The organism is Krasilnikovia cinnamomea (genome assembly GCF_004217545.1).
Classification (GTDB): Bacteria; Actinomycetota; Actinomycetes; order Mycobacteriales; family Micromonosporaceae; genus Actinoplanes; species Actinoplanes cinnamomeus.
Genome location: NZ_SHKY01000002.1, coordinates 123243 through 144362, shown reverse-complemented (window position 1 = coordinate 144362; position 21120 = coordinate 123243). Strand labels below are relative to the sequence as shown.

17 protein-coding genes are annotated in these 21120 nt (G+C 71.4%); 11 read left to right on the top strand and 6 right to left on the bottom strand.

Annotated elements, in window-relative coordinates:
* Window positions 1-298: 298 nt before the first annotated feature.
* From EV385_RS33485 to EV385_RS33430, 11 genes are all read left to right on the top strand, one after another.
* Window positions 299-1525, top strand: a complete 1227-nt coding sequence (locus tag EV385_RS33485) for a ParB/RepB/Spo0J family partition protein (RefSeq protein ID WP_130513846.1) — start codon at window positions 299-301, stop codon at window positions 1523-1525.
* Window positions 1526-1542: 17 nt separating this feature from the next.
* On the top strand, window positions 1543-2661 hold the full coding sequence (locus EV385_RS33480) for a DUF4417 domain-containing protein (protein ID WP_130513845.1): 1119 nt from the start codon (window positions 1543-1545) through the stop codon (window positions 2659-2661).
* Window positions 2658-3002 carry a hypothetical protein gene (locus EV385_RS33475; protein WP_130513844.1) on the top strand — a complete coding sequence of 115 codons (345 nt, stop codon included), beginning with the start codon at window positions 2658-2660 and terminating at the stop codon, window positions 3000-3002. Before EV385_RS33480 ends, EV385_RS33475 begins: the two co-directional genes overlap by 4 nt.
* A 2-nt stretch (window positions 3003-3004) precedes the next feature.
* On the top strand, window positions 3005-5467 hold the full coding sequence (locus EV385_RS33470; RefSeq protein WP_130513843.1) for a hypothetical protein: 2463 nt from the start codon (window positions 3005-3007) through the stop codon (window positions 5465-5467).
* Window positions 5467-7620 (top strand): hypothetical protein, encoded by a 2154-nt coding sequence (locus tag EV385_RS33460; RefSeq protein ID WP_207230192.1) that lies wholly within the window; start codon window positions 5467-5469, stop codon window positions 7618-7620. Before EV385_RS33470 ends, EV385_RS33460 begins: the two co-directional genes overlap by 1 nt.
* Window positions 7621-7655: 35 nt before the next feature.
* On the top strand, window positions 7656-8087 hold the full coding sequence (locus EV385_RS33455) for a hypothetical protein (RefSeq protein ID WP_130513842.1): 432 nt from the start codon (window positions 7656-7658) through the stop codon (window positions 8085-8087).
* 74 nt (window positions 8088-8161) lie between these two features.
* Window positions 8162-8446 carry a hypothetical protein gene (locus EV385_RS33450; RefSeq protein ID WP_130513841.1) on the top strand — a complete coding sequence of 95 codons (285 nt, stop codon included), beginning with the start codon at window positions 8162-8164 and terminating at the stop codon, window positions 8444-8446.
* 46 nt (window positions 8447-8492) lie between these two features.
* Window positions 8493-8957 carry a helix-turn-helix domain-containing protein gene (locus tag EV385_RS33445; RefSeq protein WP_130513840.1) on the top strand — a complete coding sequence of 155 codons (465 nt, stop codon included), beginning with the start codon at window positions 8493-8495 and terminating at the stop codon, window positions 8955-8957.
* Entirely contained in the window at window positions 8954-9358 is a 405-nt protein-coding gene (locus tag EV385_RS33440; RefSeq protein ID WP_130513839.1) for a hypothetical protein, read from the top strand. Before EV385_RS33445 ends, EV385_RS33440 begins: the two co-directional genes overlap by 4 nt.
* Window positions 9359-9437: 79 nt before the next feature.
* The gene (locus EV385_RS33435; RefSeq protein ID WP_130513838.1) at window positions 9438-10481 is read left to right on the top strand and encodes an ADP-ribosylglycohydrolase family protein; all 1044 of its coding nucleotides are present in this window, start codon (window positions 9438-9440) and stop codon (window positions 10479-10481) included.
* A gap of 1192 nt (window positions 10482-11673) precedes the next feature.
* A protein-coding gene (locus tag EV385_RS33430; RefSeq protein ID WP_207230196.1) for an IS5 family transposase occupies window positions 11674-12494 on the top strand; the annotation gives its coding sequence in 2 pieces (ribosomal slippage) (window positions 11674-12031 and window positions 12031-12494; 822 coding nt in all).
* 778 nt (window positions 12495-13272) lie between these two features.
* On the opposite strand, the gene EV385_RS33425 is transcribed toward EV385_RS33430, so the two are convergent.
* The 6 genes from EV385_RS33425 to EV385_RS33400 all read right to left on the bottom strand — a co-directional run bounded on the left by EV385_RS33425 (window position 13273) and on the right by EV385_RS33400 (window position 21027).
* Window positions 13273-14232, bottom strand: a complete 960-nt coding sequence (locus EV385_RS33425; RefSeq protein ID WP_130513837.1) for a type I-G CRISPR-associated protein, Cas3-extension family — start codon at window positions 14230-14232, stop codon at window positions 13273-13275.
* An 8-nt stretch (window positions 14233-14240) separates the two neighbouring features.
* Window positions 14241-17219 carry a type I-G CRISPR-associated helicase/endonuclease Cas3g gene (cas3g, locus tag EV385_RS33420; RefSeq protein ID WP_130513836.1) on the bottom strand — a complete coding sequence of 993 codons (2979 nt, stop codon included), beginning with the start codon at window positions 17217-17219 and terminating at the stop codon, window positions 14241-14243.
* Entirely contained in the window at window positions 17216-18628 is a 1413-nt protein-coding gene (csb2, locus tag EV385_RS33415) for a type I-G CRISPR-associated protein Csb2 (RefSeq protein ID WP_130513835.1), read from the bottom strand. The genes cas3g and csb2 overlap by 4 nt, the downstream gene beginning before the upstream one ends.
* A 4-nt stretch (window positions 18629-18632) precedes the next feature.
* A complete protein-coding gene (gene cas7g / locus EV385_RS33410) occupies window positions 18633-19802 on the bottom strand; it encodes a type I-G CRISPR-associated RAMP protein Csb1/Cas7g (RefSeq protein ID WP_242625397.1) in 1170 nt (389 codons plus the stop codon).
* Between the two features lie 252 nt (window positions 19803-20054).
* Entirely contained in the window at window positions 20055-20828 is a 774-nt protein-coding gene (locus EV385_RS33405) for a prepilin peptidase (protein ID WP_165449745.1), read from the bottom strand.
* Entirely contained in the window at window positions 20821-21027 is a 207-nt protein-coding gene (locus EV385_RS33400) for a helix-turn-helix domain-containing protein (protein ID WP_130513833.1), read from the bottom strand. The genes EV385_RS33405 and EV385_RS33400 overlap by 8 nt, the downstream gene beginning before the upstream one ends.
* Window positions 21028-21120 lie beyond the last annotated feature (93 nt).

The following is a 21120-nucleotide window of genomic DNA, read 5'->3' as shown; positions in this document are numbered from 1 at the left end:
GCACGTCGACGCTCTGTCAGTCCACGGCGCCCGTTGCGTGCGGTCCGCGGGCCCACGGTACGCCGGCCAGGACGACCCGAGGCCCTCCTCTACCCCTTTCGGGGGCCGCCAGCCGGGCGCGCGGGTGGGGAGCTGGAGTCGATCCTGTGAGGCCCTGGGGCAGCAGCAAAGAGCGTTGGCCGACTGCAATCACGGCTTCCAGGAAACGAATTTTCGGGCATAGCTATGCGGATCGGACGTCGGGCTGTACTCCAGGACCTCCGCGATGCGCTTGGTGAAAGTAGGAGGTGATTCTCGTATGGACAGGCCGGAGAGCTCGGTGTCGCTGCTGCGGCGCCTCGGCGCGTTGTCCCCGCGGCTGCGGCAGCGCCGGTTCGAGCTGTTGCCGTTGCGCGGGCCTGGCTCGCCGGGCACCGACGTGCAGGGCCGTGCGCCGGGTGACTCGACGGTGCCGCGGGAGCTCGCGGACCTGATTTCGTCGATCGCGGAGATCGGCTACCTGCAGCCGATCCTGGTCGAGGAGATCCCGTCCGGTGACGGCCCGCCGCGGCGGGTCCTGGCGCTGGGGGAGCGGCGGCTGCGCGCCGGCCGGTGGGGTGCGGTCCACATGGAAGACAACCCGCACTTCCAGACGATCCCCGCGGTCGTCTGCCCGGGCCCGCTGACCGAGGAGGAGCGCCGGGTCTGGCAGCTGGTGGAGAACCTGGCCCGTGAGCCGCTCACTCCTGGAGAGCAGGCCGCGGGGCTGCTGTTTCACCGCTGCGCCGTGCTGGTCGGCAAGTTGCTGGCCGCGGGCAGGCCCGTCCCGGCCGAGGTGTACGCGCTCGACGATCCGGCCGAGCGGTTCCGGGCCCTGGAGCGTCTGCGCGGCGGCGACTCGCGCTGCGCTGCCCCGTGGTCGGAGGTGCTGACCCGGCTGGGTCTGCAGATGAGTCCGCGCAAGGCCCGCGAGCTGGTGCGCGCGTTCGAGTTCCTGCCCCGCGACCTGGTCGAGGACATGGACGCCCACAAGGTCGCCCTGCACACCCGGATCCGGTTCGTGGGGCTGCGCCGCGACCAGGGCGCCGTCGCCGACGAGATCTGGGCGGCGGTCAAGAGCCGGGGCCGCCCGGACCTGCTCGCCGCTGCGGTGACCGAGGCCGAAGCGCCCGCCGGCGCGGGCGATCCCGGCGCCGTCGTCGACGCCGCCGAACGCGGCCGGGACCTGTCCAACCTGGCCCGGGCCGAGAAGCTGCGGGCCTCGGCCCCCGCCGTGCCGGCCCCCACGAATGGCTCTTCGGGCGCCGCCAGCGGTGGCCTGCCCGGCGCCGGGAGCGTCAGTGCCGGGCCGGCGCCGGCCGCGCTGGACACCGCCGTGGTCACCGAGGCGCTCGACGTGTTGCGGCGCCTGTCGGCCGACCTGCGCGTCGGTGCACGCCCCGGCCGCTTCGACGCCGCCTCGCTGCGGCTGCTCGCCGAGCAGATCCTGCAGCTGCTCGACACCACCACCGCCGAGCCCGCGGCGCCGGCCGCGGCCGCCGCCTGAGATTGGGGGACTGACCGATGCCCATCAACCTGCCCTTGCTGGCCCCCGCGGCCGGCTGCGACTGCCGGCGCTGCCCCTGGTACGCCGGGCCCGACCCTGTCGACGCGTCCGCGGTCATCGCCCCGCTGTGCTCGGGCTCCAACCCCGACTGCTCCTACTGCGGCTGCGCCCGGGCCGAGGCCACCGCGACCACGGCCGCCGGCACGGACGTGTGCCGTACCTGCCCGGTGCGGTGCGGATCGCGGACCGACATCGGCGCGTGGATGGCCGATGTCGGCGGCACGCTGGAGTTCGACGACATCGACCTCGGCGAGCGGCGCCTGCCCGCAGGGCTGCCGAGGTTCGTGCCGCAGACCGACGGGTCCGCGGTCACCACCTGGGACGCCCAGCTGCGGTGGCCGGCCTACGGGGTCGGGCTGCGGCGGGTGTTCAGCCCGGACACCGCCAGCCTGTACCGGCGGTTCACCGACCGCGACGTGCACGAGGTGCTGGGCCTGCGGCCCGGGCAGCTGGCGGTGCTGGTCGGCTACGGCCTGGACCCGCTCGTCGAGGCGTTCTGGAGCCGGCGCCGCGTCGACCGGCTCGTCGAGCGGATCGCCGCCATGGGCTGGGACCTGGTGCTGGCCCCCAACTACAGCATTTTCGGCAACTGGCCGCGGGCGCAGCACCTGCTGTCGATGCGGATGTCGCTGCTGATCGCCGACGAGTTCGTCAACGCGGGCATGAACACCGTGCCGAACCTGTACTGGTACCGGCTCGAGGATCTGCGGCGGTGGGCCGCCTGGGTCGACGACACCGACCCGCCCGCCGTCGCGATCAACCTGCAGACCGTGCGGCAGGACTCTGACTGGCAGACCTGGGTGCTGCCCGGGCTGCACTGGCTGGCCGAGAACCTCCCGGCGCACCTTCCGGTGATCATCACCGGGTTGTCGCGGGCCGCGCGCATCGACCTGGCCGTCGAGCTGTTCGGCTCGCGGCTGCACCTGGTCTCCCAGAACCCGCACCAGTTCGCGTTGCACGGCGCGGTGATGACCGCCGGCGGCCGCCAGGACCTGCACGCCCGCCCGGTCGACGCGTTCACCGCCAGCGTCACCTACATGGCGTCGTTGCTCGACACCGCCGAGGCCCGGCGATGAGCGCCGCCGCCGCGGTGCTGGCGCGCCGTTTCCTGCTGCAGGTGTGGGACGCCGAGCTCGGCGCGTGCGTCGACGTCGTCGGAGTCCTGGCCGTCGCCGGCGGCGAGCACGCCGCGGTGTGGCTGCCGCGCGTCTGGGACCGGGCGACGCGCTGGCAGGAACGCCTCGACGGCGCCGACGACGTCGCGGCCGCCGTCGAGCAGTGGACGGACGAGGCCGGCGGTCTGCAGCTGACCGAGATCGACCCGGACCCTGCCGGCGTGGACGTGCGGACCGCCGCCGAGTTCGCCCTGGACGAGCTGCTGGCCGTGGTCCTGCCGCTGGTGGACGGGGCGGTGTAGCCGTGGGTACCGGAGGCAAGACCGCGCACCAGGCGTACGACGTCACCCCCACCGCATCGGGACCGGGCGACGGCACCGGGCCGTCGGAGTCCGCAGGGCAGGCGGCGCAGATCCCGGCGGAGCTGCAGGCGCTGACGGCGTCGCTCACCGACGGCGGCCTCGACCCTGCGGACATCGCCGGCTTCCAGGCCGCCACCCCCAAGGTGGCGGCCGCGCTCGAGCAGTACGGCGACGGCAGTGATGAGCTCAAGGCAGCCATCGGTGACGCCCACGCGCAGCAGCTGGCCTGGCTGCAGCAGCTCACCCCGCAGCAGCTGCAGCAACTCGCCGCGGCACAGGGTTTCCAGCATTCGGAGCTGGTCGGGCTGTCCGGAAAGCAGCCGCACCCGTTGGTGCACTGGCTCGACCCGTTCTACCCGGCCGACATCACCTCCAAGCAGAAGATCCAGGAGGTCGCGCAGGCCCGGTACGCGGCCCTGGCGGCCGGCGAGACCATCAACGGGCTCACCCTCGCCGACCTGACACCCCCGCCGGCGCCGGAGCCCGGCGATGGAACCTGGACCGCGAGCCTGGCCGACGTCGTCGGCCTGCAGGCGCAGATCGCCACCACCCTCGCCGACCTGCCCTACGCCAAGTGGGGCATGAGCGTCGAGCAGATCACGGCCGTCGACGCCGGACTCGCCGCGATCGTCGACGCGGAGAACAAGCTGGCCACCGCGTCGTGCCCCGACGACCCGCAGACCCTGGCGGTGGCGCAGGCCGCCGCCGCGCACAGCATCAGCCAAGCCCTGAACGGCAAGGTCAAGACCGGGGCGATTCCTCAGCTGCGGGAGGCGGCGGTCGCGTCCGGGATGCTCACCGCCGAGCAGGCCGGGGTCCTGGGCAACAAGGAGCTCATCGCCGCCGCCCGGCGCAGCACCCCGCAGGGTGAGGCCGGCGCGCTGCTGCAGACCGCCGACGAACGCGCCGGGCAGGTCGCTGACCGCCTGCAGGCCGCCGTCGCCATCAATGACCTGATCGGCGGGCCGCTCAAGCCCAAGGACCCCGCCAGCTGGGACGCCGCCGGAACGGCCAAGCTCGCCGAGCTCGCGCCGCTCATCGGCAAGGGCTACCAGGCCGAGGCCGCCATCAACCTGTGGCACGGCCAGGCCGGTGTCCCGCTGCAGAAGCTGTCCACGGTCGGCGCAGCAGACTGCGCCACCGGGTTCCGGCAGTGGGCGAAAACCCAGCCGGTGGGCGAGCTGCGCAGCGTCGCGGCGGCTCTCGGCCTAGAGAACGCCGGGGTCGGCACCCGCGCGCAGGTGCAGAACTACATCGCGGGGCAGTGGGACACCGCCATCGACACCGCGGCGCTGCAGAGCGCGGTCACCGCGAAAGCCACCGCCGCGAAGCCCACCCCGGCGGCGGGCGGCGCAGCACCCGCCGCGGCCACCCCGGCCGTCACCGGCGCGGCCACCGAACCGGCCAGCACAGCAGCAAAGCCCAAGCCGGCGGGCACGGCCAAGGCCGGCGGCCCGGTCGTGGCGAAGTCGGCCGGGTGGGTCGCCCAGCACGCCAACCTGGTCGCTGCTCTCAAGCACGCCGCGGCCAGCAGCAGCGGGCTGCCGGCCCGCCAAGACGACAAGGTCGTCGCCGGCTGGGACTTCGGCAAGGGCACCTCCGGCAGCCACCTGGGCGGCACGCACAGCAAGAGCCTGCACACCGGCCCGGACGGCAAGCCGTGGATGTTCAAGTCCGACTCCAGCGGAGGTGCCCGCGCCGCCGCGGAGTCCGACGCGGCCCGGGTGTTCGCCGCGGCCGGGCTACCCGCCGTGCCCGTCTACCGGGCCACCGTCGCCGGTAAGAGCGGCTCGGTGCAGCCGCTGGTCACCCAGGCCGACCACTTCCCCGCCTCGCCGAAGTCCTGGGGCCAGGCCGACGCCGACGCGATCGTGCGCTACCACGTCGCCGCGTGGGCGGTCAGCAACCACGACGGGCACGCGGCGAACCTGCTGCGTACCCCGGCCGGCGGGATGCTCGCGATCGACCTCGGCCAGGCGTACAAGTTCTGCGACTCCGACAAGCTCAGCATGTCCTACAACCCGGTCGGCTCGACCATCACGCACACCCTCTATCAGGCCCACCAGAGCGGATCGCTGCCCAAGGGCGTCACCGTCAACCCGGCCGCGGCGCACCCGGTGCTCGCCGCGATCGAGAAGATCCCCGACAGCCAGTGGCGGGCCATGCTGCACGACACCGCCCACACCGGAGCGAAGAAGGGCGTGTCCTGGGCGCCGGCGATGCGCCAGCGCGCCGCGAAGACCCACGGCATCCCCGCCGACAAGGTCAGCACCGCCCAGGTCGCGGAGGCGTTCCTCGACGCGGCCGTCGACCGCAAGAAGGGTCTGCGCCAAGCCTTCACCACGTTCTTCGGCGGCGAGCTCAAGCTGCCCGGCGCCAGCACACTGCTCAAGGGAGGCCAATAGTGGGAACCGGCGGCAAGAGCAGCCACCAGTCCTACGCCGTCGCACCCACGGCGGCGCCCGCACCCGACACCACCACCACCGCGGCCACCACCACCGCGGCCGCCACCACCACGGCGGCCGCGGCGGGCCCGTTGCCGCCGCAGGTCAGCGACTTCCTCGACGAGCTGATGGGCGCCATCGACACGGTCATGGGCCACGAACCGGTCACCGAGCTCGCCGCGGCCACCGAGACGGCCGCCGCTGGCGACCCCGGCGCGGACGTCGAGGCAGAACCATCGCCCGAGCAGCCCGCCGGCGAGGCGACGCCACCGCCGGCGGCGGACGAGGACCCGGAGCAGACACCCGCGCGTGACGAGCCGCTGCTGCCGGTGCCCGACGAGGTGCCGGTGGGGCTGGCCACCGGCGTGCCGGCGCTGGTCGGCGGCGCCGACCTCGTCGACTCCGCCGCCACCGTCATCGCCTACGACAGCCCGGACGGGCCGCGCGAGGTGCTGCTGGCCACGGTCGACGAGGCCGCCGAGGCGAAACTGCTCGAGGCGCTCGCCGACGGCTCGACCGAAATGGTCGCCACGCAGGTCCAACAGCAGGTCAACGGCCGGCTGCCCGTCGACGAGCAGCAGCAGCTGCACGAACAGGTCGCCAAGGCCGCCAAGAGCGTCAACCACCGGCTCAAGAACGGCGAGGCGATCCCGGAGCACGTCGTCGGGTACCTGACCGCCGCGGAGCAGGCCGTCGCCGCAGTCCAGAACGACCCCGGCGCCACCGCGGACGAGAAGGCCATGGCGGCGCACTACGGCCAGCACCTGGCCGCGATCCGCGACCGGGTCGACGGGACGGTCAACGCCGGCTACACCGAGGGCGGCAAGATTCCCATGGTGGAGCCGTACCTGCACCACGGCGTGGCCACCGTGACCACCATGGTCCCGGTGCCCGGCCAGACCAGCGACGGCCTCGCGATCACCTCGCGCAAGGCCACTCGGATCAACGCCAGCATCGACCCGGCCACCGGCACCGCGAGCTGGGACGGCACCGCGCGCAGCAAGGCCGACGGCACCGAGTACGCCATCGACCTCGGCGACGGCTACCAGGCCGTCTACCGCCCGTACGCGGCCAACGACCCGAAGAACACCGACTACAGCCTGCGCGGCAAACTCGAGGTCATCGCCCCGCCCGGCGCCGGGCACGCGGCCGAGCTCGTCGACCGGCTCGGCCAGCTGCACCTGGTGAACCGGCCGATGACCGCCGGCGAAGGGGAGTGGAGCTACCTGCAGGCCAACATCACCGCCCAGGGCCTGGCCAGCAACCCGGCCGTGGCCGGCGCGCTGGCCGACTCCGCCCAGCTGCACGACCTGGTGCTGCAGGAGCTGTACTACAGCCACGCCCACGAGGCCGTCGGCAAGAGCGACACCGAGCTGGCCGCGATGGCCCGCGGTCTGCAACTGGAGGCCGCCGCCCGGGTGCTGCCGAAGAAGGTCACCGCCGTGCGCGACGCCGTCGCCCAGGCCACCGGCCACACCGACGGCGCCGCCCTGGCCGCCAGCGCCGGCTACGACCCGACCCCGCAGCGCAGCGGCGGCTGGCTGACCTGGTCGCGCTTCGACGTGGGCGGCAACGCGGACGGTGTCGCGCAGGCGTTCAAGGGCAAGAAGCTGGTCCACCGCCTCGGCGGCGGCGGCCTGACCCAGATGCTATCCACCGGCGTGCTGGCCAGCACCGAACGACGCGCCACCATGGGCACCGCCACCGGAATCGGGATGAGCGAGGCCGCCGACAAGAAGTCCGGCGGCGCCAACAGCGTCTTCCTGCGCGTCTCCGGCAAGGCCCCCAGCGGGCCGGCCCTGGTCTGGGACGACCCGCACGTGCTGATCCGCCGCGCCGACTGGTACGGCTACAACGGCGACCACCTCGGCGCCATCAACCCGGCCAACCAGCACTACTCCGGCTCCCTGACCCGCGACCCGATGAAGGTCGCCACCTTCGGCGCCAGCAACAACGAGGTGATGTTCCGCGACGGCCTCGACCTGCTCGGCGCCGAGGCGCCCAGCCGCATCGTCTGCTCCGGGCCCGGCGAACGCGCCCAAATCCTCAAGCTGCTGACCGACCGCGGCATCACCGAGCTGCGCGGACGCCCCATCGACCAGGTCGTCACCTGACGGCTCTGTCCACCTCGACCCACCGGGAGCACTCCATGAACCCTGACTGGCACCGCACCCTGCAGCAGCTGCTCGACACCGACGCGGAACTGGTGGTCTCCGACCCCGGCGGCGAGATCACCTTCGCCGCGCCGCTGGCCCGCGCCTGGCGCCTGGACACCGACGACGCCGACTGTCTATGGCTGCGACCGTTGTCCGCACCGGTCACCGGCGAGGACGGCACCACGGTCTTCGCCCTCAACCAATGCCCGCGGCGCGCCCTGCAGCTCGCCGACGTGCGCACCGACAGCGGCGAGCTCGTCATGCAGCTGCGCAGCGGCCAACGGGCCCGGATCCGTCCCGCGACCGGCGCCGCGGTCGATGTCCTCGCCGCGTGGGACACCTTCGTCGGCGCCCGTCTGGACGCCGCCGAAGAGCTCGCCCTCGACGCGCTCGACGAGGACTCCTGGACGGGCCGGTACGCATAACCCCTTGTGCTTATATCAAGCTAACGTTACCTTGATATAAGAACGGCGGTGGAGCCGTAGACAGGAGGACTGACATGAAGGTCACCAAGGACACCTACGTCGCCGCGTACACGCTCGCCCCCGCACAGATCGAGGGCCTGGGATGGGTGGCGACGGGCACCGACCGCAGCTTCCACAAGGGTCTGTTCGGCATCGGGGAGACGCCGGAGCTGGCCGCCCGCAACCTGGCCGCGGCGATCCGCGACGCGCTGCACGGCCCGGCCGCCGCCAAGCGCGGCTGGGCACCGGACCGGTTCAACCGGGTAGTGCTCATGCAGGCCGTGCAGTACCAGCTGGACGAGCTGCCCGAGGCGGCGTAACGCCGCCCGAGCGCCAGCCCGTCACCAGCACCGACGAGAGGTAGCCATGACCCGGGCCCGCCACGTGATCGAGGCATTCAGCGCCGAACGGCTGCGCACGCTGCGCCGCGAGCGCCGACTGAGCCAGGAACAGCTGGCCCGCAGCCTCGCCGCGGCGGCGTCGGACAGCGCGGTGACCCGGGAACGACTCAAGATCGTCGCCTATGAGGGAGGAACCCGCCGCCCGGCAGCGAAGGCACTGCACGCCCTGGCCGCGGCCCTCGGCGTCGACGCGGCCGAGCTGCTCGACCCCGAAGCGCCGATGACGGTGGAACTGTTACGGGCGCTGCGCAACCTCACCCAAGGACAGGTCGCCGCGCACCTGGGCATCACCCAGGCCCGCTACAGCCAACTCGAATCCGGTCAGGCACAGCTCGACCCCCAGCGCCGCGAACAACTCGCGGAACTGCTGCGCGTACCGCTCGACGCCCTCGACGAGCTATTGGCCGCCCGCGGGCAGGGGCAGCCATGAGCGCCCTCGTGCAGCACCGCCAGAGCCTGCTGCACCACCACCTCGACCAGGCCGACAGCGCCGCCCGCGCCGACCTGTGGTGGCTACTCACCCGCACCCACGCCTACGCCGCGGCGGCCGGGATCACGGTGGACGTCGTCCTCGACCCGCGCTCCTACCACCGCCGGACCGGCCGCACCGTCGGCCGCTGGTGCGCCGGTGACGCCTACACCGGCCCCGCCGGTGCCCGCTGGCCGGTCCCGCTGATCTACCTCAGCCCGCGGCTGCTGCCGACCCGCGGCGACGCCGAAACCGTCATCGCGCACGAGGTCATGCACGCCCGCTGGCCCAGCTACGGCCACAAGAAGATCGCGTTCGCCCGCGCGCAGCAGCTGCTCGACGCCGTCGCCGGTATCGCCTGAACCATCCCGCCCGGCCCACCCGCCGCTGAAGACAGCCGCTGACGTGGGGCCGCCCTCCACCTTCGACAGGAGTACCGCCATGCAGCACGCCACCGGATCGCTGTTCGGCCTCGCCTACGGCGACGCCCTCGGCAAACCCACCGAATTCCAGACCGTCGAGCAGATCATCGCCCGGTATGGGCCCGGCGGGCCCCGCGACCTGGAAGGCGACCCCGCCCTGGTCACCGACGACACCCAGATGGCGCTCGCCGTCGCTCACGCACTGCACGACGACGCCGCGCTGACCCCGGACGAGCTGGAGCCGAGGCTGCGGGCCCGGTTCGTCGCCTGGTGGCGCAGCCCGGACAACAACCGGGCCCCAGGCGGCACATGCATGGCGGCCTGTTCCCGACTGGCCCAGCCGGGCCGGTGGCAGCACGCCACCGTAATCACCTCCAAAGGCTGCGGCGCGAACATGCGCGTCACCCCGGTCGGACTCATCCCCGGCCTCGACCTCGACATCCTCGCCGGGATCGCGCAGCTGCAAGCCGCGCTGACCCACGGGCACCCCACCGGCCTGACCGCCGCCGAACTGACCGCCTACGCCGTCCGGCTGCTCCGCGACGGCGCCGACCTGGACACGCTGCCCGCCACGCTGCGCGACCACTGCGCCAGCCAACGCCGCCGCTACCACCACGACTGGCTCGGTGACCTGTGGTCGGTGGCCCGGGCCAGCACCCCCGAGGCGTTCATCGCCGCGGGCTGGGACGAATGCGCAGCAGCCGTCGACCGGCTCAGCGAGGCCCTGATCGACCCCGACCGCGGCGCTGACCCGTGCGCCGCGACCGGCGCCGCCTGGATCGCCGAGGAAGCCCTCGCCACCGGCCTGTACTGCGCGCTGCTGTTCCCGGACAACCCGGTCACCGCCCTCGCCCGCGCGGCCACCAGCTCCGGCGACAGCGACTCCATCGCCTGCCTCACCGGAGCATTCCTCGGAGCCACCGGCGGCGCCGAGATCTGGCCCGCTCACTGGGCTACCCGCATCGAGTACGCCGACCAACTGGCGTCCCTCGGCGCCGCATGGGACGCCACGGCGGACACCGAAAGGACCGACAGGAACCAGAAACAGTTCCTAGCCCCGTAGTGGAGACCGGCCCCAAGCGGCCGGTGAGTCCTCAGCATGCCCAGGTAGCCCGCTCTCCGCAGTCTCGCTGGCCGCGGAGAGCGGCGCAAGAAGCCGCTGAAGCCTGGACTGACCTGCGTGGCCGGCGGTGACGCCGCGAGGCGCCGGCCGCAATGGAGAGCGGCGTGGGGATGCCGCTGAAGCCTGAACCATCCCGGCCAGGATGATGATGGCGCCCTCGCGGCCGCAATGGAGGGCGGCGTAGGGATGCCGCGAAATCCAGACGATTGTAAACCTGCCGGCCTGGTGAGCGCCGCAATGGTGAGCAGCATAGGGACAGCCGCTGAGGCACAATGATCCGGCGCGACAACCCCCGGCTATTGGTGCCGCAATGGTGAGCGGCGTAGGGCTGCCGCTGAAGCTTGGACAGCACGATGCCGACGGGCGGGCCAGCCGCGCCGCAATAGAGAGCGGCGTAGGGCTGCCGCTGAAGCTCCCCCGCGGGTACGAGGCCCCGGCCCTGTTCGAGCCGCAATGGAGAGCGGCGTAGGGATGCCGCTGAAGCACGCCGGATCTCGCCTTTCAGGACCGCCCCACTGTGAGGAGCCGCAATGGTGACGGCGTAGGGCCGCCGCTGAAGCCAAACACCGCGCCGGGCTCCCGGCGGGCAGCCGCCACGCCGCAATGGAGAACGGCATAGGGATGCGGCTGAAGCGAACGCGACGCCGAACGGCAGACCACCGAGGCATGGCCGCAATGGAGAGCGGCATAGGGACACCGCTGAAGCCCACCAACAGGCGGGAAGCCGCTCCGACGTGGTGCTGAGCCGCAATGGAGAACGGCGTAGGGATGCCGCTGAAGCCGCCGTCGACGAGCTGCGCCGCATCGGCAACAACCTGCCGTAATGGAGAGCGGCGTAGGGACGCCGCTTAGGCGCCGCAGCGCTTGCGCCAAGACCGCCACCGGGCCAGGCCGCAATGGAGAGCGGCGTTGGGATGCCGCTGAAGCTGCCGGTCTCGCAGATCCTGGCCTTCCTCAACGAGCCGCAATGGAGAGCGGCCTTGGGATGCCGCTGAAGCTGAGCCGCGTACGGGGACGAGTATGGGCGAGTGGTTGGCCGCAATGGAGAGCGGCCTGGGATGCCGCTAAGAACTCCTAACTCAATCGGGTGTATCGGTATGACCTGATCTTCGGTGTGGTCGTTGTCGGTGACATGAGGAAGCGCGACCCGCAACCGTGGCTGGTCGACGACGACCTCTGGACCCGGGTCGAGCCGCTGATTCCGAAGCAGCGGCCGCGGTCGGGTCCTGGTCGTCGACCGGTCGATGACCGCAAGGTGTTGTGCGGCATCCTGTTCGTTCTCTACACCGGCATCCGCTGGGAATGGCTGCCCCGCGAGCTCGGCTTCGGCTGCGGTATGACCTGCTGGCGACGGCTGCGCGACTGGAACAACGCCGGCGTCTGGCAACGGCTGCACGAGGTCCTGCTGGCCGAGCTGCGTGCCGCGGGCAAGCTCGACCTGTCGAGGGCCGTGGTCGACGCCAGCCATATCCGAGCGCTCAAGGGTGGCCCAAAACCGGCCGGAGTCCGGTAGACCGCGGCCGGCCGGGCTCCAAACACCATCTGATCACCGACGCCGGCGGTGTTCCCCTCGCGGTGCTGCTCACCGGCGGCAACCGCAACGACGTCACGCAACTGCTGCCGCTGGTGCAGGCGGTGCCGCCGATCCGCGGCAAACGCGGACGGCCCCGCCAGCGGGCGCCGAAGGTCTACGCCGACCGTGGCTACGACCATGACAAGTACCGTGCCCAGGTCCGTGAGCTCGGCGTCACTCCGGTCATCGCCCGCCGCGGCACCGCGCATGGTTCCGGGCTGGGGAAGTTCCGCTGGGTCGTCGAGCAGACCTTCGCGCTGCTGCACTGGTTCCGTCGTCTACGCATCCGCTGGGAGATCCGCGACGACATCCACGAAGCCCTGCTCAAACTCGGCTGCGCCCTCATCTGCTGGCGCCGCCTCCGGACCACGAAGAGTTAGGAGTTCTAAAGCCGGAAGGGGACCGCCAGGAGCCGCTCGGCCAGCTCGCCGCAATGGAGAGCGGCCTCGGTGTGCCGCTAAAGCTCCTCCGCGGGTACGAGGCCCCGGCCCTTTTTGAGCCGCAATGGTGAGCGGCGTAGTGATGCAGCTGAAGCCTGATCCTCGAACTCCTCATCAAGGCCGTACCGCAGCCCGCAATGGTGAGCGGCGTAGGGACGCCGCTGAAGCGACGCGCTGGCGGCGCAGGTAGCCGAGCTTCATCCGGCCACAATGGTGAGCGGCGTAGGGATGCCGCTGAGGCAGATCCGCATCCAGCGCTGCAGCTGGGCCGCCTGGGCTGCAATGGAGAGCGGCGGCTGAGGGATGCCCCGCTGAAGCCCGCGAGATCGGTGGAGTACGTGCGCCACTCCGCCTTGCCGCAATAGAGAGCGGCGTTGGGATGCCGCTGAAGCCTCAAGACCACCAAGCAGTGCAAGGACATCCGGATCTGGCCGCAATGGAGAGCGGCGTAGGGATGCCGCTGAAGCCGGTTCACCTTCTCCTGCCGGCGATCCTGGGAGTTACCGCAATGGAGAGCGGCGTAGGGATGCCGCTGAAGCCCTTTCTGGCCAGGAGATTCTTGGCACGTGTCGTAGATCTTCAGACTCAGGCTATGGCGCATCGTCCGAGCCCATCCCGTTTTGAGCTGCGGAAAGGTCCGCTTGGTGGCTGCATGCTGGAGATTCCTAGATCCACTGGGCGCGCGACACCACATCGAGGTAAGTCCGGTCCGTGCAGATCACGTGATCTGGATTGAGGTGGGGGCGAGCTCGCCGTCGGATTTGGCTTTTGCGAGGCGTCGAGCCGCGGCGATTGTGATCACTCCGAGGGGGCGTAGGCGGGTCAGGCTGGCGGTTGGCACAGCGTCGATGACTTCGGGCCGGATGGCGGGGTGTTCTAGCAGGGCTTGAGTGGCGTGGGTGTCAAGAGGTGGTCGCCATAGGGGCCAGATCATGATCTCGGTGCCTTGTCCGGGGAGCTCGTACCAGCAGGTAGCGGTGCGGCGGGCGCCGGTGCTAGTGAGGCGGAGTAGTGGCAGGGCCATGGTGGCGAGCCAGGTGGCGCCGGGTACGGCGGACGGGCGGGATTCGCCGTCGGGTTGGTCGACGGCGTCGCGGATGGCGCGGTGGTCGAGGCTTTCGCCGGTGAGGATGTCGAGGCGGGGCAGGCGGTCGATGCGCCGCCATCCTGTGAGTGCTTCCTTGAGCGCGGGTGGGTGGCGGCGCACAGCGGTCAACGGTTTGTGGAAGAAGGTGCGCAGAGCCTGTTGGCCGGCGGGCGCGGTGTAAGGGGTGGGTCGGCATCGTCCTCTGTCGTCAACCGCGAGGTCGGTGACGAGGGCGCCGTGCCAGGCGTGGGCGCGTCCAGTGGTGTCCTGATCGTTCAAGGTGATGGCCTTGGCGTTGTACGCATGCCGTGGCACGCGTAGGGGGTCACCGCCGGTTCCGGGGTTGGCTGGCGGGAAGTCATCCGGCACACCGGGGATCGCGGCGTGCTCGGACGTCGAGCTGACGATGCCGCCGAGGGCGGTAACGATGGTGTCGATGTCAGGGTGGCCGCTGTGGATGATCGCGGTAGCTGTCTGGGGGTCGAAGGACAGTAACGTGCCTGGGTGGTCGTGGTCGGTGAGCAGGCGCAGGACGCCGAGGGCGGCGAGGAAGCCGAGTGGGTCGCGACCGTCGAGTGCGGGCAGATGCACTGGGTGGGTCATGGCTGGGCGCCTTCGTTGCGGGCGGAGCAGTAGATGTCGGCGAGCCGCACGATGGTTTCGAGCAGGGCGAGGTTCCAGCGGCCGTAGCGGTCGTTGAGGGTGGCGAACCGGCGGGGGGCGGCCCAGTCAACCGTGTGGGCGGTGCTGAATGCGATGCCGTTCGCTTTGATCGTTTCGGGGTGGGGGTCGTCGACCGGTGGTAGCAGGGGTCGGTTGCGGCCGTGGTGGGCTGCGATGAGGTGGACGACGAGGTCGACGTCGAGGTCGGGGCTCGGGTTGGCGGTGAGGTACGCGGCGGCGAGTTGAGCGGAGAGCGCTTCGTGGCGCATGCCGGGTGGGTAGCCGGAGCGGCGCAGGGCACGCCGGAATGCGGGCCGGTCTGCGGGGTCCATGCCGGACTTGGCGAGGGGGTGTTCGGCGATGTCGGCGGTGAGGTGGTCGCCGCCGTGGAGCATGGCCTGGAACCGAGGATCGATCTTTCCGTTGTCATGACGGACTGCAGCCGTATGGAGGGCTGCGAGGATGGGTTCGGGTAGACCAAGGTTGCGGCCAATCTGGGTGGCGCGCGCGGCGACGGCCTGCTGGTGGGCGTCCAGGCTGAGCTGGCGGCGACTGCCCGTGGCGGAGCTGGCTTCAGTGCTGTCCTCGGTTAGGGCGAGGGTGTTTGCTGTAGTGAGCACGGCGAGGTAGCCGGGGGCACCGGTTGTTGTGCTGGCGTCCAGCACGGTGATGCGGGCACCGCGCTCGTGCAGGCGCCGCAGATTGTGGCCCAGCCGGGTGTCGGGTGCCACGGCGTCGGCGGCCTCTCGCAGCAGGGCTGGCAGTTCTGCCGGGGACGTTTGGCCGCTGGAGGCGGCACCGCCCGCTCCACCGACACCGTCGTGTGTGAACGCGCCAGGTCCACCACCGGCTGCCCCGAGAAGTTTCTGCAGTGGACGGGCAGCGTCGGGCACCTCTCCCAGTGTGCTGCGGGTCGCGATGGTGAGGGCGGGTCCGAGACGGAGGATGGGATTGCCGCGGCGGCGGGCCAGGTCGGCGACGTCGACCGCGTGATCGGTGGATTCGGGGTGCCAGCCGTAGCGGTCGCAGCCGCCGTAGCTGGTGGGCACGACGATCAGATCGCCGGGGCGGATGTGCTCTGCGGGTATGACGGTGGCGTCGGCGCGGTCGCGGTAGCGCAGGACCAGGGGGCGGCCATCGGGATCGCGTCGTCGCGTCGCCGAGGTGGTGGCTGGGTCGTCGGCGGGGTTGTGGTGCTGGTCGTCGCGGTCGCTGAGCTGCGGATCGGTGATCCCGGCGGTTAGCCAGCGCCGTACCGAGGCTAGCGGCACGGCGACGGATTCTTCTGCGGCTGGTGGGGCGGCGTCCAGGGCGGTGGGCCAGTCGTCGGGTGGGGTGGTGTGCAGTTCGCTGCGCCAGAGGATGCCGACGGCGGGGGCGGTGTCGGTGATGCCGTGCAGGTAGGGGGCGATGGGCGGGTCGGGGTGCGGGGTAGGGCTGGTGCGGGTCCAGGCGTCCAGGGTGGCCTGGTGCAGGACCGGGGTGTAGGGCTGGGGCTCGCGCAGCCCCGAGGGCGCGGTTGTGATGAGCCGGCGCAGCGCTGCGGGGCAGGCGTCGAGGCCGTCGGTCAGCTCGGCCACGCTCGTCTGTCTGGTGTAGGGGTGCACGGTGGTGTGGCTGGTCAGCCACTGCCATGTGAGGACGCGGGCGGTGCCGTAGACGGGGTCGTCGTCGACGGCTGGTGCCTGTTCGGGCTTCGCGGGTAGGTGCACGGCGAGGTGGCTGGGGTGCACCACGATGGCGCGGGCGTCCGGATGCAGACCGAGGCGGTTGAGTCGTCCCAGGCGCTGGATGAGCGCTGGCAGGGACGCGGATTCGGTGATTAGGAGGTCCAGGTCGATGTTGGCGCCCACCTCGACGGTCTGGGTGGCGACCAGCACGAGCGGCAGCGTGCCGGTGCGGTCCCGGTCGGCGGCCAGGCGCGGGTAGTAGTCGGTCAGAAGTTGGTCGCGGCCGATGTCGTGGTTGCGTCCGGTCAGCAGCACGGCGGGGATCCCGGCGGTTTGCAGGGCGGTGAATACGGCGCGGGCCCGGGCAACGGTGTTGACCACCGCCCCGGTGAGCTGCACCTCGGCGGCCGCGGTGGTGGCCAGGTGGGTGAGCGCGGCGGTGACGGTCGCGTCGGCGTTCTTGCTGGTGGTGGCCACCTGGACCAGGTGCAGGCGTTTTGGCGCGTTCAGCCGGCCACCTGCGACGGGGTGCTGTTCGTCGGCCGCGGTGATGGTGTGGACCCGGCCAGCGCCGGCGTCGGGGATGGTGGCGGACATGGTGACTAGCTGTGGCGGCGGCGCCAGGGTCCAACCATCCATGCCGATGGCGGCGTTCAGGGTGTGCAGCAGCGGTTCGACCAGGTGCGCTTCGTCGATGATGATGAGGCTGTCGGTGCCGACTAGCGCAGCGTCGATGCTGCGGGCGTATTCGGTGACGCCGTAGCCGCGGAACAGCATCCGGCTGCCGACCTGATCGACGGTGCCGGTGATGATGCTGGCCCGGTCGGGTCGTTCTGCCCACAGCCGGTCCCAAGTTGCGCCGCCGCGCATGCGGGTCACGTCGAGGATCGGGCCGTCGTCGCCAGTGGCGGCGAGCGCCTCGGCCACGGTGGCGGCGACGCTTCCCGCCGCCGCGTCGGCCAGGGCCTGTTGCAGACGCCGGGCGTGCAGATGTGCCTCGTCGACGACGAGCCGGCGGTCGACCACGAAGAAGATGCGCCGTCGACCCAGATGCGGGGCGACGGCCGTGATGAACACGGCTGCGTCGAGCAGGCTGGTCTTCCCGAGCCCGGTTGGCACGTCGATGACTTGCGGCCAGGCGCCCTCGGTGAGCACTCGCTGGACCAGGGCCTGCTGCCAGGGGAACGGCTCTCGCCCGTGCGCGGCGGTGACGAACGCGGGGAAGTCGGAAGCGGTCAGGGTCATCGCTCACCTGCGGGCTGGTGGGGGATGAACAGCCCGACACCGAGGTAGCGCAGGCTGCCGGCGATGACCGGGCCGCGCACCGGCATGGGGAACTGGATCCGGCAGTGCACCCACGGTCGCCGGGAACGGCTCTTGGGAATGCTGCCCGGGCGCAGCGCATTGATCGCCCCGCTGGTGGCGGGTCCGGTGACCACGTCGACCTGTTCAGGGCGGGGGTAGCCGGCGGTGACCAGCGTCTGTGCCACGAGCTCTTCGGCGGTCTGGGTCGTCGGGTAGCGATCCAGCATCACCGGCGTGGCGGTTACCCACGCCCGGGCACCGCCGCTGCTGTTCCACCGTTCCGGCAGCAGCCCGTAGGGCCGACTCCGGTCCGGACGGTACGACACTGCCAGTGGGCGCCCGCCGGGCAGACATAGCCGGCGCAGCCCGTCACCGGCCAGCAGACCGCGCAGCACCGAACGCCGCTGGTCCGGGGGCAGGTCACCGGGCAGGGCCACACCTACACCGAGCAGGTGCCCGTCGCTGTACGGGTGTCCCACGTCGGGGAGCGCCAGGAACGCGGCATGCGGTCTTCCGTCAGCACCGTGCCCGCTAACTTGGGCCGGGACCGGATCCGGGACTCGGCTGATCGTGGCGGCCCGCAGAGCCTGCGTCACCGTCAGCACGTCTGCGCCGGCGATCGGCGTCACCGACTGGTCGATGCCGAACACCACCAGGTCCGTGAACGGCCCCGCCACCACAGAGTGACCGGCATCGGGCTGGGCAGCTTCCTCATCGCTGGTGGTGTACTCCAACGTCCTGGTCGCCACTTCCCAAGCGCGCCGCCCCTCGGCGTGCGCGGCCCGCAACTGGTCGACGTAGCCCGGTTGCGGTACCCGCAGGCCGACGCTGCCTGGCGTGCCCAAGGGGGCCGGCCGGTAGCACACCCAGTCGGCGCGCGGCGCCGGCGCCTCCGCCGCGACCGTGACGACAACCGATGAGGTGGACCGGCCCAGGTACGGCACCCGGCGGGTCAGGCGCAGCAGCCGCCCCAGCACCGCGTCGTCGATGTCGGTCTGCGGCCACACCAGTCCTATCTCATCTGAGGCTGGGATCACCGATACCCGGCGTCGTTCGCCGTTGGTGCGCCCCGGCCAGGCCGTCGACCCGGACTTTCGCTTCACGGCGTTGGTGACCACAAACCCGGACCGGGTGGTCACCTCGGTGTCGTCGACCGGGCACGCCAGCACATGCGGGGCTGGCGCCTGTTCGAGCCAGCGCAGCGCCGCCCAATCGGCGTCCTCAACTGCGGAGGCCACCAGCGCGCAGAACACCCGCGCCGGATGCGGCGGCCACTCACCGCGGTCCCGATGGCCAACTGCGGCATCGAACCGGCCGTCGCGCAGCCGGATCGAGATGCTGAACGCCACCGCGCTATGCCGCCGTGTCCGTGTCGGCGGGTGCGGCCTGCGTCAGCGAGAACCGGATCGCCTCTGCCAGCTGCGGCGCCGGCTCCAGCGCCACTACATCGCTGTCCATCACAATGCCCGCATCGGCGGTGCGGTCACGCAGCTCTACGAACGCGGCGAGGGCCTCCGCGGCCGACACCTGCACCGGCTCCAGCTCACCGCCGTCCAGCTCAAACCCGAGGGTTTCCTGCACCCGGGTGAGGTCGCAACCGGACCGCAGCATCAACGAGGGCCGCCCGAATGCCAGCCGGTCACCCGCCACCGCCAACGCCGCCAACGTGGCCCGGGCCAACTGCGCTGCCTGCGGACTCGCGTCTCCGAACCCCAGTCGTTCCAGACCGGCGAACGATACCCAGCCGCGTCGGTGTACCTCGCTGACGGTGACCCCACCGATGGCGGGATTCGGGGCGATGTTGCCGTGCCCGCGCTCGCTGAGCTTGCTGCCTTTGACCTTCTCGCCACCCGCGACGTACTGCCAGTCCGGGTCGCCCTTGTCGCCCTTGGCCGCGCCGCTCAGATTGAACGGGTCCATCCGCCCGCCGTACCGTGTGCCGACGACCGGATCCAAGCCGTACATCTCCGACGTGTACACCCTGGCGAACCTCGGCTGCACGCCCTTGCGGTGCGAGTCCCAGGCGCCGAGCACCGCAGAGTACGGCTCGCGGCGGTACAACGCGCGAGCGTCGCGAATGTCGGCCGCCCGCAGCCGCCGCCCCAGTTCGCTGTCGTGGAATCGGACGCCATCGAGCTGGCTGTCACGCAGATAGGCATCGGCGTAGCGGTGCGGAAAGTCCAGGGAGGTCAGGACCTCCAGGCCGCCGTTGACCTTCGCCTCCAGCTGCAGCAGCGGTAGCGCCACCCGACCGGCGCGCGTCGCGGTCAACAATGCCTGCTCTACCCGGTTCGCCTGCGACGGCACCTGGTCCAGGACCACCGACTCCCGAACCGCGTCCTGGTACCGGCGCGGCTCCATCAGGTAGACCGGCAGTGCGCCCTTGGTCGGTGGCGGGAACGTCGGCGGCATCAACCGGCCACCGGGCCCACCCACCGGCTGATAGCTGGCCCGCATCACGAAACCGGCTTCTCGCCGGTCGTCTCCAACCGCGCTTACTAGCCGATCGGCCAAACTCGCCACGAATACCTCCCTGACAACGCTGGGTCGTCAGCAGGTCTACACCACACCACCGACAAAGTTCGATATGTCAGGCCGACCTTGGCCCTGGACGTCCCCACGGAGGCGGCATCGAAGCAGTGGGCGGTCCAGCTGATGCTGGTCCAGGTCAGGGAGTCGCTGGCGCGTGTGGAGGCGGTAACTTGCATACGTCGAGGTCGCTACGCCGCGGCTTTTGGCGATGGCCAGAACCCCTGCGTTGGTCAGGGATCGCGGTCAGCTCGCCGCCGCGGGCCATACGGTCGCGACGAGCACGGCGCCGGCGACGAGGAATGGTCCGAACGGCAGACTGTCCTGACGTCGGCCGCCGCGCGCGAGCAGGACGATCGCATACCCGGCGGCTAGTGCGAACGCCACGAAGACCCCGGCGTACAGGGCGGCCCAGCCCAGCCAGCCGAGCACGGCACCGACCGCGACCGCGGCCTTGACGTCGCCCCAGCCCAGCGCGCCCGGACGCAGGGCGGCGATCACGGCGAACAGCACCGCGACGCCGACGCCAGCCAGGGCGGCGCGGACCCAGTCGCCGCCGCGGTGCTCGACCAATGCCGCCAGGCCCAGGCCCGCGAAGACGCCGCCGGCCCACGCCGCGGTCAGCATGTTCGGCAGCCGGCGTACCCGGATGTCCACGGCGGCTAGCAGGATCCCGAGGACGGCGAACCAGCCATACGCCGGCAACTCGGCGCCCGGGCGCGGACCCAGCACGAGCGCGGCGAGCGCCGCCGCGAGCGCGAACTCGAGCACCCAGGCCCGGGGACCGAGCCGCGCCCCGCACCCCGCGCACGCGCCGCGCACCGTCACACCGGGCCCGGTCGCGGCGAACAGCCGGCGTCCACACTTGGGACAGCCGCTCATTCGAGGAGTACCGGCCGGCACGCTGCACGCGGTCACCGCGGCGCGCAACCAGCCGCCGACGGACACGATCCGCCACCGCGCCGGAGCGCTGCTGGTGCCTTGCCTGTCGACGTCGACGACGGTCGGCTGCTCAGTCACTGGCGGCCCCATTGGCGCGCAGTTCCTGCTCGACAGTGGCCAGATCGAAGCGCCACGCAGTGCGCGTGCCGGGGGCGCGCATCGCTGAGATCGCGCCGCTCTTGGCCAGCTTGTAGATCGTCTTGGTCGACAGGTTCAGACGCTGCGCCAGCTGCGCGGTTGTGAGCAGGGGAGGTATGCCCGCGGGCCTGTCTGGCATCTGACATAGCTCCCTGTCGAAAAATTTCGATGATCACTGTCCGCAGTGGCAACCCGGCGGATTCATGACGACCGCGACGGTAATCGACCGAAA

Bases quoted from the DNA above. Each gene is read 5' to 3' on its own strand.
- EV385_RS33485 (WP_130513846.1), top strand. From the start codon at position 299: ATGGACAGGCCGGAGAGCTCGGTGTCGCTGCTGCGGCGCCTCGGCGCG.
- EV385_RS33480 (WP_130513845.1), top strand. From the start codon at position 1,543: ATGCCCATCAACCTGCCCTTGCTGGCCCCCGCGGCCGGCTGCGACTGC.
- EV385_RS33475 (WP_130513844.1), top strand. From the start codon at position 2,658: ATGAGCGCCGCCGCCGCGGTGCTGGCGCGCCGTTTCCTGCTGCAGGTG.
- EV385_RS33455 (WP_130513842.1), top strand. From the start codon at position 7,656: ATGAACCCTGACTGGCACCGCACCCTGCAGCAGCTGCTCGACACCGAC.
- EV385_RS33450 (WP_130513841.1), top strand. From the start codon at position 8,162: ATGAAGGTCACCAAGGACACCTACGTCGCCGCGTACACGCTCGCCCCC.
- EV385_RS33445 (WP_130513840.1), top strand. From the start codon at position 8,493: ATGACCCGGGCCCGCCACGTGATCGAGGCATTCAGCGCCGAACGGCTG.
- EV385_RS33440 (WP_130513839.1), top strand. From the start codon at position 8,954: ATGAGCGCCCTCGTGCAGCACCGCCAGAGCCTGCTGCACCACCACCTC.
- EV385_RS33435 (WP_130513838.1), top strand. From the start codon at position 9,438: ATGCAGCACGCCACCGGATCGCTGTTCGGCCTCGCCTACGGCGACGCC.
- cas3g (WP_130513836.1), bottom strand. From the start codon at position 17,219: ATGACCCTGACCGCTTCCGACTTCCCCGCGTTCGTCACCGCCGCGCAC.
- EV385_RS33400 (WP_130513833.1), bottom strand. From the start codon at position 21,027: ATGCCAGACAGGCCCGCGGGCATACCTCCCCTGCTCACAACCGCGCAG.